13 protein-coding genes and 1 pseudogene are annotated in these 14163 nt (G+C 66.0%); 4 read left to right on the top strand and 10 right to left on the bottom strand.

Annotated features, from left to right (window positions below; translation table 11 throughout):
• The first annotated feature begins 53 nt into the window (after positions 1-53).
• Entirely contained in the window at positions 54-830 is a 777-nt protein-coding gene (locus ASE83_RS10340; protein WP_055789094.1) for a formate/nitrite transporter family protein, read from the top strand.
• A gap of 699 nt (positions 831-1529) precedes the next feature.
• Here ASE83_RS10340 and ASE83_RS10335 read toward each other — a convergent pair.
• The 3 genes from ASE83_RS10335 to uvrB form a co-directional block, all read right to left on the bottom strand.
• Positions 1530-2051 carry a hypothetical protein gene (locus tag ASE83_RS10335; RefSeq protein ID WP_055789091.1) on the bottom strand — a complete coding sequence of 174 codons (522 nt, stop codon included), beginning with the start codon at positions 2049-2051 and terminating at the stop codon, positions 1530-1532.
• Entirely contained in the window at positions 2051-2575 is a 525-nt protein-coding gene (locus ASE83_RS10330) for a hypothetical protein (RefSeq protein ID WP_055789088.1), read from the bottom strand. Before ASE83_RS10330 ends, ASE83_RS10335 begins: the two co-directional genes overlap by 1 nt.
• Positions 2576-2795: 220 nt before the next feature.
• Positions 2796-5000: an excinuclease ABC subunit UvrB gene (uvrB, locus tag ASE83_RS10325; RefSeq protein ID WP_055789084.1), complete on the bottom strand. Its 2205-nt coding sequence runs from the start codon at positions 4998-5000 to the stop codon at positions 2796-2798.
• A 94-nt stretch (positions 5001-5094) separates the two neighbouring features.
• Here uvrB and ASE83_RS18175 point away from each other — a divergent pair.
• Positions 5095-5349, top strand: a pseudogene (locus tag ASE83_RS18175) (IS3 family transposase); the annotation flags it as partial.
• On the opposite strand, the gene ASE83_RS18500 reads toward ASE83_RS18175, so the two are convergent.
• The 6 genes from ASE83_RS18500 to ASE83_RS10295 form a co-directional block, all read right to left on the bottom strand.
• Positions 5337-5633 carry a hypothetical protein gene (locus ASE83_RS18500; protein WP_055789078.1) on the bottom strand — a complete coding sequence of 99 codons (297 nt, stop codon included), beginning with the start codon at positions 5631-5633 and terminating at the stop codon, positions 5337-5339. The pseudogene ASE83_RS18175 and the gene ASE83_RS18500 overlap by 13 nt on opposite strands.
• Entirely contained in the window at positions 5630-5839 is a 210-nt protein-coding gene (locus ASE83_RS18810) for a response regulator transcription factor (protein WP_055789075.1), read from the bottom strand. The genes ASE83_RS18500 and ASE83_RS18810 overlap by 4 nt, the downstream gene beginning before the upstream one ends.
• Positions 5840-6314: 475 nt before the next feature.
• Entirely contained in the window at positions 6315-6803 is a 489-nt protein-coding gene (locus ASE83_RS18165; RefSeq protein WP_082443286.1) for a TolC family protein, read from the bottom strand.
• The gene (locus ASE83_RS10305; RefSeq protein WP_055789072.1) at positions 6796-9219 is read right to left on the bottom strand and encodes an ABC transporter permease; all 2424 of its coding nucleotides are present in this window, start codon (positions 9217-9219) and stop codon (positions 6796-6798) included. Before ASE83_RS10305 ends, ASE83_RS18165 begins: the two co-directional genes overlap by 8 nt.
• Positions 9220-9329: 110 nt before the next feature.
• The gene (locus ASE83_RS10300; RefSeq protein ID WP_055789069.1) at positions 9330-10007 is read right to left on the bottom strand and encodes an ABC transporter ATP-binding protein; all 678 of its coding nucleotides are present in this window, start codon (positions 10005-10007) and stop codon (positions 9330-9332) included.
• 11 nt (positions 10008-10018) lie between these two features.
• Complete coding sequence (locus tag ASE83_RS10295; RefSeq protein WP_055789067.1) at positions 10019-11254, bottom strand: efflux RND transporter periplasmic adaptor subunit; 1236 nt, start codon at positions 11252-11254, stop codon at positions 10019-10021.
• Between ASE83_RS10295 and ASE83_RS10290 the strand changes: the two genes are divergently transcribed.
• Together ASE83_RS10290 and ASE83_RS10285 are read left to right on the top strand one after the other, a co-directional pair.
• Positions 11229-12650, top strand: a complete 1422-nt coding sequence (locus ASE83_RS10290; RefSeq protein WP_235515981.1) for a sigma-54-dependent transcriptional regulator — start codon at positions 11229-11231, stop codon at positions 12648-12650. The two genes, ASE83_RS10295 and ASE83_RS10290, sit on opposite strands and share 26 nt — an antisense overlap.
• An 85-nt stretch (positions 12651-12735) precedes the next feature.
• Positions 12736-13803 carry a sensor histidine kinase gene (locus ASE83_RS10285; protein WP_235513206.1) on the top strand — a complete coding sequence of 356 codons (1068 nt, stop codon included), beginning with the start codon at positions 12736-12738 and terminating at the stop codon, positions 13801-13803.
• Positions 13804-13810: 7 nt separating this feature from the next.
• Here ASE83_RS10285 and ASE83_RS18495 read toward each other — a convergent pair whose 3' ends face one another.
• Positions 13811-13963 carry a hypothetical protein gene (locus ASE83_RS18495; RefSeq protein ID WP_156353000.1) on the bottom strand — a complete coding sequence of 51 codons (153 nt, stop codon included), beginning with the start codon at positions 13961-13963 and terminating at the stop codon, positions 13811-13813.
• Positions 13964-14163: the final 200 nt, after the last annotated feature.

The following is a 14163-nucleotide window of genomic DNA, read 5'->3' as shown; positions in this document are numbered from 1 at the left end:
GAGCCGGCGGGGCGGCCGATCGTTCTCCTTTTCGCAACAGGAGAGCATATGCCATGGCGCAGGACGACCTAACCGCCGACACGCTGGCCGACAGCGTCGACGACGCCATGCTGGCCAAGACCCGTCCGCCGGTCGGCGCGATGCTCCTGCTGGGCATAGCCGCCGGGGCGCAGATCGCGTTCGGTGCGATCGGCTATCTGGTGGCGCAGGCGGGCATGACGCCGGGCGGGGCGACGCAGTTGCTGTCTGGGGTCGCCTTTTCGGTCGGGCTGATGCTGGTGATGGTCACCGGCACGCAGCTGTTCACCGGCAACACGATGCTGGTCCTGCCCGCCGCGCAGGATCGGTTGGGCATCGGCGAGACGCTCCGCGACTGGAGCATCGTGTGGGTCGCCAACCTGATCGGCAGTTTGGCTATCGCCGCGCTGTTCGTCGCATCGGGCGCGACGCACGCCATCGACGGCGCGGTCGGACAGGCGGCGCTGAAGACCGCCGATACCAAGCTCGCCAAGGACTGGATCGAGCTGTTCGCCTCGGGCGTGCTCGCCAACATGCTGGTCTGCCTGGCGGTATGGATGGCGACGGGAGCGAAGACCGTCGCGGGCAAGATCACCGCCGTGATCGGACCGGTCGCGCTGTTCGTCGCGGCGGGGTTCGAACATTCGGTCGCCAACATGACGCTGCTGCCGGTCGCATGGGGGCTGGACCCGGCGGCAGTGCCGATCGGGGCACTGCTCGGCAATCTGCTGCTGGTGACGGCGGGGAATATCGTCGGCGGATCGCTGGTCGCGATCACCCTGGCGGCGGGGCATCGGGTGCTGGCGAAGTAAGGGCCTATCCGTCCCTTGTTCAGCCCGCACGGCCAAGGCGTCATTCCAGCGAAAGGATCGGATCTCTCAGGCGGGACCGAAATTCAGCGGTCTATCGTCACCCCGGACTTGTTCCGGGGTCCACGGTATCGCGATCGGTGCAGCCAGCACTGCTCAGGACAGCGTGAGCGGCGAAGTGGACCCCGGAACAAGTCCGGGGTGACGAAGGGACCGTACGTCGCTCCGCGATCATCCCCGGATTGGCTGAATGTCGATCGGTCCTGGGGGCTGAACCACAGCAGGAGCCGTCAAAAACTCAAGCCTTCGCCCGAGCGACGTTTGCAGAAAAGCGGAGCAAACAAGATGCCCCCCAAATATGAAAGAGGCCGCCGGGGTCTCTCGACGCCCGGCGGCCTCAAGCATGGTCAGCGGCCGGAAGCTCCAGCCCGGGAGACCATGCGTGCCGCTTGCAGGAGGCCACGGCGTTGACTGGGGGAGGATACCCCCCGCACGCGGCCGACCTGCCTTTAGCGGCGCGTCTCCCGAACGAACTGAACCGACCCCATTGCTGAACCATGAGACATCGGATCACCTCCTTTCGCTAGTTAAAGCCGTTACGCACCGATCGGTGCGCATCCCGAACGTGGGGCATTCGGGCGCTGCGTACAAGACTTGTTTTGCGTACGGATTCGTCCGATACTTCGTGCCCTGCCCGCCGCCTCAGCGCCCGGCCGGGCGGCATCCCCGCACCACCACCCCGATCGCCTTGTCCCCGGGAATGCGCTGCACCGTCCCGCCATCGACCGCGATCCCGATCGCGTCCGCCCGTGCCAGCGCGTCGAGAAACGTCTGCCCGGTCGTCACCGGCGTTTCGAGCGCGCCGTCGACGACCTGCGCCGGAAAACGCGCGGCGGCATCGTCGGTGAACAGCCGCAGCGTGCCCCCAACTTTCGCACCGACCGACAACAGAATCTGCCGCGCCGGCCGGTCGCATCGGATGGCGAAGGCGATGCGCCCCGCCTCGCCATAGGTCGCGGCGGTCGGCGTCGCGGTCCAGCGACCGGTGAGGGGCGTCGCCCCGTCCAGCTCGGGCGTCGGCAACTGGCCGGGCTTGGGCGGACGCGGCGACGGCGTCGACGTGGGGGAAGGCGTCGGGCTGGCGCTCGGTCGCGAGGCGGGCGGCGGCGGTTCGCTCGAACAACCGGCCAGCGCCAGCAGCACGATCAGCCCCCGCTTACGCATCAGCGGCGGCAATCCTCGGTCACGCGCAGCACTTCGGCCCAGGCGGGCAGGACCAGCCGACCGACCGGCGCCCCTTCGACCACGAACCGCCCCCGGCTGAACCCGATCGCGTCGAGCAACCGGTCGCTGGCGGGCAACGCCACGCCGACCCCGCCGGCCATCGGCTGGACCTTCAGGGTGCGTTGCGTGCTGGTGGTCCGGACGGTGACCGTGCCCGCGGCAGGGCGCAGGCTGGCGAACGACAGGGTCACTTGTCCGGCGGCCCGGTCGCAGGTCAGCGTCGCCAGCGGCGCCGCGCCCCGCACGCCATAGGTCGCAGCCGACCCGCCCCCAAGGCCACGATATTGCCAGTCGCCCGGCGTGCGCGGCAGATCGCGCCAGTCGGCGATCGGCGCGGCCGGCGTCGGCCGAAACGGCACCGGGCGGAGCGTCGGCGGCGGCACTTCTTCGGCAGCAGGCGGCGCACCGGGCGGTACGCACCCGGCCATCAGGACAAGGGCGGCGAGAGGGAACAGGATACGCATGGCGCCCTTATGGGCGATGCGGGCGGCGGCCTCAACCGGGGATGGGGCGGCGGGCCTCTTCCATCGAACCATTCGTCATTCCGGCGAAAGCCGGAATCCATGGATGGGGTGACGTAGCGATGGAGTCGAGAACACCCAACACAATGGATCCCGGCCTTCGCCGGGATGACGATGCTTTGGCCGGTCGTCGCTGCCGCCTGCGCGGAAGCGATGAACTACCCTACCGCCCGCGCCCGCCGCCGCCGGCCATCCGCATCGCCTTCTGCTTGCCATAGCGCGTCTTGCGAGTACCCGGCTTGCCCTCGTTTGACCGGCCCATGATCGGGGCCTTGTGCTCGCTCACCGGCAGGCCCAGCTCCTCGTTTTCGAGGTTCCGGATTTCGTCGCGTAGCCGTCCGGCGGTTTCGAATTCGAGATTGGCTGCCGCCTCGCGCATCTGCTTTTCGAGGCTCTCGATGTACGACCGCAGATTGTGGCCGACCATGTGGCGCGGGCCGTCTTCGTCGATCTCCACCGTCACCTGATCGCGCGACGCGACGTCGGCGATGATGTCGCCGATCTGGCGCTTGATCGTCGTAGGGGTGATGCCGTGCAGTGCGTTATATTCGCGCTGCTTTTCGCGGCGACGATCGGTTTCGGCGATGGCGCGCTCCATGCTGCCGGTCATGCGATCGGCATACAGGATCACCCGTCCGTCGACGTTGCGCGCGGCGCGGCCGATCGTCTGGATCAGCGAGGTTTCGGAGCGCAAAAATCCTTCCTTGTCGGCATCGAGGATCGCGACCAGCCCGCATTCGGGGATGTCCAACCCCTCGCGCAACAGGTTGATGCCGACCAGCACGTCGTACACCCCCATGCGCAGGTCGCGGATCAGCTCGATGCGCTCCAGCGTCTCGACGTCCGAGTGCATGTAGCGGACCTTGAGGCCGGCTTCGTGCATGAACTCGGTAAGGTCCTCGGCCATGCGCTTGGTCAGCGTCGTGACCAACGTGCGATAGCCGTTCTTCGCCGTCTCCTTCGCCTCGTGGATCAGGTCGTCGACCTGTTCCTCGACCGGCCGGATCGTGATCGGCGGGTCGATCAGGCCCGTCGGGCGGATGACCTGTTCGCTGAACACGCCGCCGGTCTGCTCCATTTCCCAGCCGCCCGGCGTCGCCGACACGCACACCGTCTGCGGCCGCATCGCGTCCCATTCGTTGAAGCGCAGCGGCCGGTTGTCGATCGCGCTGGGCAGGCGGAAGCCATATTCGGCCAGCGTGATCTTGCGCCGGTGATCGCCGCGCGACATGCCGTTGATCTGGCCGATCGTCTGGTGGCTTTCGTCGACGAAGAGTAAAGCATTCTCAGGGAGATATTCGAACAGCGTGGGCGGCGGTTCGCCGGGCAGGCGGCCGGTGAGGAAGCGGCTGTAATTCTCGATCCCCGCGCAACTCCCGGTCGCGGCGATCATCTCCAGGTCGAAATTGGTGCGCTGTTCCAGCCGCTGCGCCTCCAGCAGCTTGCCCTCCATCACCAGTTCCTTCAGCCGCTCGGTCAGCTCGTGCTTGATCGCCTCGCCTGCCTGTTTCAGCGTCGGGCCGGGCGTCACATAGTGCGAATTGGCATAGACCCGGATCGAATTGAGGTTCGCGACCTTCTTGCCGGTCAGCGGATCGAATTCGGTGATTTCCTCGATATCGTCGCCGAAGAAGGTGATGCGCCACGCGCTGTCGTCATAGTGCGACGGGAACAATTCGAGGCTGTCGCCGCGCACGCGGAAATTGCCGCGCTGGAACGCGGCGTCGTTGCGCTTATATTGCAGCGCGACCAGCTTGCGCACGATCTCGCGCTGGTCGACCACATCGCCCTTCTTCAAATCGAAGATCATCGCCGAATAGGTTTCGACCGATCCGATGCCGTAGAGGCACGACACCGACGCAACGATGATGACGTCGTCGCGCTCCAGCAGCGACCGGGTGGCCGAATGCCGCATCCGGTCGATCGCCTCGTTGGTCGAGCTTTCCTTTTCGATATAGGTGTCCGACCGCGCGACATAGGCTTCGGGCTGGTAATAATCATAATAGCTGACGAAATATTCGACGGCATTGTCGGGAAAGAACGACTTCATCTCGCCATACAACTGCGCGGCGAGGATTTTGTTGGGCGCAAGGATCAGCGCCGGGCGCTGCAACTCCTCGATCGTCTTGGCCATGGTGAAGGTCTTGCCGGAGCCGGTGACGCCCAGCAGCACCTGATCCTTCTCCCCCGCCCGCGCCGCCGCGACGAGTTCGCGGATTGCGGTCGGCTGGTCGCCGGCGGGTTCGTAATCGGACTTGATGACGAAGCGCTTGCCCGCATCCACCTTCTCCGGGCGCGCCGGGCGGTGCGGAACGAAGGTCTGTCCGGTTTCGGGTTCGGACAAGTCGGTGCGGATCATGATCGCCATGGGCGGAATATGGGTGACGCGGAACGGGACGGCAACATCTGCTCGACGCAGGGAATGGGTTTGACGCGAAGGGTAGGAAGGCAGTAGTTCACGCGTAGAAGCGTCTGCGGTCGCGCATCTTCAGGCGACGCCGGGGATGAGTGAGCGGCGGACGTGCATGGTTGTCGGGGCAGACCGCACGAACATGCGGTATCGCCCGTGCCGGGCGGATGATGTTGACCTGCGGTCGCGGCTTTGCGAACTGGCGCAGCAGCGCCGGCGGTTCGGCTATCGGAAGCTGCACATCCTGCTTCGTCGGGACGGCATCACGATCAACCGCAAGAAAGCCCAGCGGCTCTACCGTGAGCAGCCGCCTTCAGCGATCTTGAGCATCATGAGAACACGTTCAGTGGTACGCCCTTGTGCCGGCGTGCTGCGTTGCCGCTGCATACGCCGCGCATAGCCAACCGTGGCTACGCGGAGGGCGAGGAACGCGACGTACCAGGCCAGCAATTCCCCGAGGGGCGCGACGCGATCGAGCACGACCACGAGCAGGCTCGACAGCAGGAAGGCGACGGGAAACGACTGGCCGATGCCCGCCAGTACGAGCCGCAGTTGTTCGCCTCGTATCGCGGCGGGTGTCGATACCGTCATCGCAACAGGCCGAGTCGGCGCGCGGCAAAGGCGGCCTGCGATCGACTGGAGGCGCCGAGGGTCGCGAGCAGTGCCTGGACATGCCCGCGAACGGTATGTTCCGACAGGCCGAGCCGCCGCCCGATCATCTTGTTCGACAGCCCTTGCACCAGCAGGTCGAGCACCTCGTTCTGGCGCGGGGTGAGGACCGCAGGCTGGACAGGCACGATCGTGATTTCCCGAGATGCGCATGTTCCATGCAGCGGGCGCGGGTCGAGGCGACGCTGGCTAGGCTGGTGAACCGTCCCGACGTGACGCTGGGCGAAATCGAGCGCGGGGTACTGCTGGCGGGCGACCTGCCGGGGTTGCGACTGCGCTCGACGCTCGCGCCGGCATCGCGGGTCGGGGCGACGGTGCTGGTGCTCGACGGCCTGCACCGCCCGGTCACCGGACAGCTGTCGCTCGACAACAGTCTGTCGGACAGCCTCGGCCGCTACGGCGGGGGGGCTGGGCTTTACCTTCAATTCGGCGTTCGGACAGGGCGAGACGATCTACCTGCGTGCCGGTGGCTATCCCAATACCACCAAGGGGGGTTCGATCCTCGATCCCGATCCCCGCAACCGGCTTCTGGCGGCAGGCATCGTCCTGCTGCTGGACGACGACGGCCTGACCCTCACCGCCGAGGCGGTGGAGTCGCGCGCGTCACCCCGCCATGCCCGGTATCTTCCGGGCTTCGGCAGCCGCTTCCGCCGCCTGTCGGCACGGCTGCGCTATCCGTTCGTCCGCGGCCGCGCGACGAACATAGCGCTGACCGCCGTGTTCGATGCGCAGCGCGAAGCGGTTTCGATCATCTAGCCCCTGCGCTCCCGCTGCCACGTCCCGGTCCGCTGCGCGCACGGCCGACTGCACCCTGCCGCCGGTCCAGATCGGCAGGGCCACGCTTGCCGTAGCGAATGCGGCACGGCCATAACCCAACCGATCATAACCCCCACCCCCGGTCGCAGCAGCCGTGAGCCGGCCCGCCGCACCAGCCTGCTCGGGCTGTTCTTCCAGCGCCTCCTGCCCGGCGCGGGCGGCGAGAAGCTGGGGATTGGTCGCATAAGCCTGCGCCACAGCCTCGCGCAGCGTCTCGGCTGAGGTGGGGGCTACTGCCACCAGCAAAGTGGTGATGAGTAGAGCGACCTTAATCATGGCGCAGCGCCCAGGCGGGAGTCGCACGGCTGGCGCGTAACGCTTGGCCCAGCACGGTCAGCACGGCGATCGTGAGCGCCAGCAGGGTAGCACCGGCGAAAAACAGCGGCGACAGCGCAATCCGGTCATCGAACCCGGCGAGCCAGGTCCGCATAGCGGCATAAGCCAGCGGCCAGGCGATGAAGTTGGCGATCAGCACCGGGCGTAGGAACTGACCTACCAATAGCCTGACGATATGGGCGGACGATGCGCCCAGCGTCTTGCGGATGCCGATCTCCCTCACCCGACGCGACGTGTTGAACGAGGCAAGACCCCACAAACCGACGCAGCCGATCAGTACCGCCAGCCCCGCGCCGATTCCGAACAGGTGCACGGCTTGCTCATCCGCCTTGTAAAAATCGGCCAGCTGCTGATCCGCCGTCCCGACAACCAGCGGCACCTGCGGCGACAGGCGTTGCCATGTTGACCGGATGCGGGCCAACATCGCGGCGCTGTCGCCGGTGTAGCGGATGGCGGCGATGGCGGACGTCGGAACGTCGCGGGAATATTGATACAGGGTAGCAGTCTCGGCCGTGCGTGGCGACGCGAAGCGGAGTTGGTCGACCACGCCGATAATTGTACGCGGCGCGCTCCGCCCGACGGTCTTGCCGATCGCCTCTTCAGGCGCACGGAAGCCGAGCTGCTCCACCGCCTTGCGATTGACGACGACGTTGCGGCCATTCTTCCATTTGGTCCAGTCGCTGGAATCGTCGGCGCCGTGCGCATCGTCGAAGACGCGCCCGGCGAGTAGTCTTGGCGCATAGGTACGAAAGAAATCTGGCCCGACGGGAATGTTGCTGACGGTCACGCCCGGTCCGCTCGCCCGCTCGATCACGTCGATGCTGGAATTGACCATGCCTGGTGCCGAGCTACTCGATCCGACCGACACTACGCCTGGCAGGCGACGGAGCGCGTCCAGGATCGGCCGCGCCTGCGCGGGGAAGATGCGCTTGTCGGCAAGCGAGGGTATGACCAGCAGCCCTTCGCGCTGGAACCCCAGATCCGATTGCCGAACATGTGCGGTCTGAGCCACCAGCACGACCGTGCCGATCATGAAGGCGATGGCCAGACCGAACTGGATCACCACCAGCAGCTCGCGCGACCGCGTGCCGTTGCGCCCGCCCCCCGGCGCCCGCGCCGAGGCCAGGACGGCAGCGGCCGGAAAGCGGGACAGGAGGACCGCCGGATAGAAACCCGCCGTCAGCGCGATGATGAGGACCAGCGCTACCAGCAACGGCAGCGCCAGGGCGTAGGGGAAGTTTAGGGACAGGCCCCCCGCCGCGTTGACGAGGGGCAGGCTGACCTCGGCCAGGATCATGCCTAACAGGCTGGCGACCGCCGCCATCGCCGCCGCCTCGCCCAGGAACTGCCGGATCAGCATCCTGCGGTCTGCGCCCAGCACCTTGCGCATCGCCACTTCACGGGCGCGCAGACCCGATTGGGCGGTCGCGAGATTCACATAATTGATGATTGCGATCAGCAGGGTCAGCACGCCGACCAGCCCCAGCGTCACGATCGTCAGCGTCCGGCCGCTGCTCTGCACCCCGCCGGGCGGTTGCAGATGCAGGCGCGTAAGCGGCAGCAGCGAGAGTGCGATGACCTTCGCTGGGTCGGGGCCCAGATCCTGTCCGGCATGACGCCGGACGAAGGCGGGCATCTTCGCCTCGAACGTGCGCGCAGCCGCCGCATCCGGAAGGCGAAGATAGGTGGCGCCATCAACCATGCCCCATTTGTACCAGGACCATTGCACGGGTGGCGGTGGCGTGCGCGGCATGGGGATCAGGATGTTCGCCTGAAGATCAGTTGTCGTGGGCAGGTCTTCAAAGATGCCAGCGACGCGATAGACCTGCGGCGCATCGACCGAGATGGTGATGTTCTGGCCAATGGGGTCGGCATCGCCAAACAGCCGCCGTGCCTCGGTCCGGCTGAGCAGCGCACCCGATGGATCGGCGAGCGCCCGCCGCCCGTCACAGCGCACCATGGGGATATCGAACACGTCGAAAAAGGACGGATCGACCTGCGCCACATCCGCGCCGATCGCGTCGTTCTCGCGGATGACACTCCCCCCCTGCTTGCCGCCACGAATGCGTGTGCCGACCAGTCCAGGGAAATCCTGACGCATCTCCTCGAACAGGCCCGGCATCGTCACGGGATAGGCCCCGTTGAAGGGGCTGCCGGGGATTTGAAGCTTGGTCTGCACGACATAGAGTTCGTCATGATGCGGCAGCCACTGCTCGAAGCTCGTCTCGAACCGGACATAGAGGCCCAGGACGAGGAACACCGCAATGCCGAGCGCCAACCCGCCGATGTTCAGCGCGGCATAGAGCTTGTGGCGGGTCAACGAGCGGTAGAGCGAAGTCAGTGCGAAGCGGTTCATCGCGCATATCCGGACAAGAGGAAGGTCAGTAGCAGGCGACGCGGGTGGTTGCGCTGCCCACGACGGTGACGCGCGGCGAGATGCGCCATGTTGGTGGTCCTTTTCATCGCTCAGATCGCGCGCATGGCGCTGGCGACGATGCGTCCGTCGAGCATGTCGATGCGACGCTTCGCCACGTCGGCATGGCTGGGGGAATGGGTGACCATGACGATCGTCGCCCCTTCGTCGTTGAGCGCGGCCAGGATGTTCATCACCTGCTCGCCATTGGCGGTGTCGAGGTTGCCGGTCGGTTCGTCGGCCAGGATCAGCGTCGGGTCGCCGACGATGGCGCGGGCGATGGCGGCGCGCTGCTGCTGCCCTCCCGACAGCTGGTGGGGAAAGTGGCGCGCGCGGTGTGCGATCCCCACCTTGTCCATCGCCGTCGCGACCCGCCCCCTACGGTCCACCGCATCCTTGCGATAGGCAAGGCCAAGCGCGACGTTCTCCTCGATTGTCAGCTCGTCGATCAGGTTGAAGCTCTGAAACACGAAGCCGAGCGTGCTGCCGCGGAACTTCGCCAGCTCCTTCTCCTCCAGGGCGGCGAGATCGCGATCGCCAAAGAGGTATCGACCGCCGGTCGGGCGATCGACGGTGCCGAGCGTGTTGAGCAATGTCGACTTGCCGCAGCCCGACGGCCCCATGATGGCGAGGAACTCGCCCGCTTCGACATGCAGGTCGATATCGCACAGAGCAGTCGTCTCCACCTCGTCGGAGACGTAGCGGCGCTGAATGTTCTCGAGACGGATCATGGACGGGCCTTTCAGCGGATGTTGAGGATGTCGCCCTTCACGGACGCGGTGTTGGAGGTGACAATGCGCTCGCCGGAGGAGAGGCCGGACAGCACCTCGACCTGTTCCGGATTACGGCGGCCGGTCTTGATCGTGCGCCGTCGGGCGTGAGCGCCATCTGCATCCAAGACGAAGGCGGACGTGCCGCCACCCGCCTCCAGCCAGCCACCGACCGGGGCCAGGAACGCCTGGGACGCGACCCCCAGCGTGATGCGGATATCGAGCGTCTGCCCCCGGTTCAGCCCGGCCGGGGCGCGACCGTCGAAAGTCAGCTCGACGCGGAAACGCCCATCCTTGACCGCCGACAATACCTTGCTGACCGTTGCGTGCGCATCACCCGCCTGCGCCTTCTGCCCGACCGCGACACGGCCGAGATAATATTCGTCCACGTCGGCGATCAGCTTCCACGCGCCTTCACTGTCGATCTGGCCTGCGGGGTTTCCCGGCTTCAGCGTCTGGCCCGGTTGCAGCATAAAGTTGGTCAGGCGACCGGTTGCCGGGGCGTGGATCGTCAGCGCGTCGAGTCCGGCGCGCACCGCCGCGAAATTGCCCGACAGGCGCCCTTGCGTGTCAGCGAGCCGCCGCCCCTGCGTGGCGGTGATCCGGACCTCTGTGGCATGCCCCGATTGCAGCTGGGCCAGTCGCTTTTCCTGATAGGCGGCCTCTTCCTGGAAGCTCTTTACGCCGGCGTCGGACAGGAAGCCCTGATCGTGAAGTTGCTGGCGGATGGCGAGATCGCGGCGCGCCTTGATGAGGTCGTATTCGGCCTGAGCCACCTGACCCACCCGATCGAGGCGGTTGCGTTCGATCCCCAGTCCCTCGCCTGCGACCTGGCCTAGCTGGCTGGCGATCTGCGCCTCACGAGTCAGCACGTCGAGCTTCAATTCCGGATTGGCGAGCGTCGCGAGGGGCTGTCCCTCCGTCACCATTGCGCCGTCCTGCACCAGCAGTCGCTCGACCTGTCCGCCCGACAGCACGCCGACCAACGTCGTGATCTCGGGAGCGACGGTGGTCCGGACCGGCAGATAATCGTCGAATGGCGCACGCACGACTTCGCCCGTTTCGATGTCGGCGGTGGCGATATCAGTCGAGCCATTTTCAGGGAGGGACCGCCAGATTGCCAGCATGGCGATCAGCAGAGCCAGCGCGATCAGCGCGGGTCGCCTGCGCCACCACGGTGGCTTGGGTCGTTCGATCCGGCTGTCCATTGCAGCACCCGGAATGGGTGTTGTGTATGCGGGATGTTCCGTCATCATGAAGACTGATGTCTCTGTCCACGGTCTAAAAAGCCAAGTTGCTATGAATGAACGGATTTCATCGATGCCGCGAACAGACGACCTGTCGTCGTTGAACACAATGCCCGCCGGCGGACATCCCGATCGCGAGTCAAGTCCTCGCGCGATCCTTCTGATCGAGGACGATCCGGTCGTTAGTCGAACGACGGAGATCCTGTTCCGGCTGGCCGGACATGTTCTGGAGATCGCCGCCGACCCTGCCACCGCCTATTCGATGCTTGCGCGTCGCCGCTACGATGCGATCCTGCTCGACATGAACTTCACGGCGGGTCGCGCGGACGGTAAGGAGGGGCTGGCCTGTCTCGCTCGGATCGTCGCGGACGATCCCCATGCCTGCGTCGTGGTCATCACGGCGCACAGCGGCATCCGCATCGCCGTCACAGCCATGCAGGCGGGCGCGCGCGACTTCATCATGAAGCCGTGGCGAAAGGACGACCTGCTCGGCAAGGTCGACGCCGCGATCAGGCGAAGCGTCGGCGGTGGATCGGCACACCGACCCGCAGCCATCGGCCCATCAGGTGGCAGCGCGCTGATCGGTACATCGACAGCGATCGAGCGCGTCCGTGCGCTCGTCCGGCGTGTCGGACCGACGATCGCCTCCGTGTGTGTCACCGGGGCATCCGGCACTGGACGCTCGCTGGTCGCCGAAGCGCTTCATGCGGCATCCGCCGACGCGGGGACCAAGCCGCGCCGGATCGACGTCACCGATTCCGATCAATTATCCGCCCTGGACGATGCTACCGGTACGATCGTGCTATGCCATGCCGATCGACTGGACCCGCAGGCACAGGTACGGCTGCTCCAGCGGTTGATGCCACGCCTGCGCTGCATAACGATCGTCGACGCTGTCGCGCCGCTCTCGCCCGCGCTGCGTCGGCGCCTCTGCACGATCGAAATCCCGGTGCCGCCTCTTGCGGAGCGTCGTGATGACGCGGTGCTGCTCGCGCGGCATTTCGCAAGTGTCGCCGGTGAAACCTACGGTTATCCTGCGCCACGGCTCACGCCAGCGGCGGAGGCGTTCGTCGCCATCGCGGACTGGCCGGACGAGGTGCGCGGGCTGGCGCTGGCGATCGAGCGCGCGGTGCTGCTGTCGGACGATGGCCTGATCGACGTCGCAGCGATCAGGCCGACCACCTTGGTCGCCAATGCTGGAGGCAAGACCGCACCGGCATTCGGGATGCAGGATGCCGAAAAACTGATGATCGAAGCTGCGTTGAAGGAGCATCGCCACAACGTGTCACGGGCTGCCGCGGCATTGGGCCTCAGCCGGGGCACCCTTTATCGTCGGATGGCGCAGCATGGTCTCTAGACGGGAGGGGCATGCCCTGCTGATCGGGTCGGGGCTGGGCCTGTGTGGGGCGACGGCTGGAGCGGCCGGAACGCATGGTCTATGGTTGGCATTGTTCGGCACCTTCCTGTTGCTGGTGTGGCTGCTTGCCGCCAATCTGTTCCTGGTCAGGCGCCATCAGGTCGTGTCGATCACGGCATCCAGCTCACCCGACGGGGCGCAAGTCGCCCATCACCTGCTGCTCGATGCCTCACCTACCCCGCTGGTACTGGTGAACGGAACGACCGCGCGGACGATGAACCGGGCGGCACGCCGGCTCTTCGCGACCGACGACCGGATATTGCCGCCGCCCGTTCCGCTGTTCGACCGCGATGCCACCCGCCTGCGTCATGCCGGCAGGACTTGGCGTGCCGACAGGGTAGAGGTCGGCGACCGGTCGGTCGTGGCGCTGATCGACGTCGAGAGCGAGGAGCGTACCGCCGAAGCGCGCGCCAGCGCCGAGATGATCCAGGTACTCGGCCACGAGATGCTCAACGGGCTGGTGCCTATCGTGTCGCTGGCCGAGTGCGGCATCGCTGCAGCGGAGGCTCGTGACGAGGATTCCGCCCTGCTTACCGAAATCCTGACGACGCTCGCGCGGCATGCCGAAGGGCTGCGGCGATTCACCGAAGCCTATCGCGAACTGGCCCGCCTGCCGCCGCCCTTACGACTGACCGTGTCGATCGAGGAGATGATCGACGACATTGCGCGGCTGTTCGTAAGCCGCTGGCCGGACGTCGGTCTTTCGATCGATGTCGCATCCGACCTATGTGCGGAGATCGATCGCGACCAGCTTAACCAGGCGATATGGGCGTTGCTGCAAAACGCCGTCGAGGCGATCCAGCAGGGCGGCGTCGCATCCGGTCGGGTCGATATCCGCGCCACTGTGGACGATGACGTTCTCACCTTCGAGGTGAGGGACAATGGACCCGGCATCCCGCCGGATCGCGTGCATGTCATCTTCCGCCCCTTCTACACCTCCAAATCCAGTGGAAGCGGGATAGGGCTCAGCCTGGCGCGCCAAGTCGTGCAGGCACATGGGGGTATGCTGGCCTTAGTTCACCCGTTACCGGCGACCTTCCGTGCGCAGGTGCCTGGCGCTCGGGTATCGAACGACGTTCTCGTGCTTCGATAATGATGGATCATGCGGGAACAGCGCAGCGGGAGCGATCGAACCAGAACCGCTTCGCTTGATGACCGTAAACCACCCGAAATCCGTGCATTGCGTTCATGCCGAAGATCATCGCGGGCTTGTTTTCCAGCCCCCAATTCTTGAAGGCGGCAAGATCGGCCACGCGTGCTCGGCGCCGAGAGTGTAGCGGAGGGCTGATCCACTACGGCGCGCGATCAGCAGAGCGTCTTGAACGGCTCCGAGACTGGCCTCCCCCGATAGATGACCTATGTCGTCGGTGCGCTGAACGAGATGAACTCGTTTCACCGTTGCCGTGGCGACGACTTCTTCAATTCCGCCATGAACAGATTCCCGTTTGATGCT

Origin of the sequence: Sphingomonas sp. Leaf32 (assembly GCF_001421765.1) — a bacterium.
Taxonomy (GTDB): Bacteria; Pseudomonadota; Alphaproteobacteria; order Sphingomonadales; family Sphingomonadaceae; genus Sphingomonas.
The sequence above is the reverse complement of the archived record's forward strand: the minus strand, read 5'-3'. Positions and strand labels throughout refer to the sequence as shown.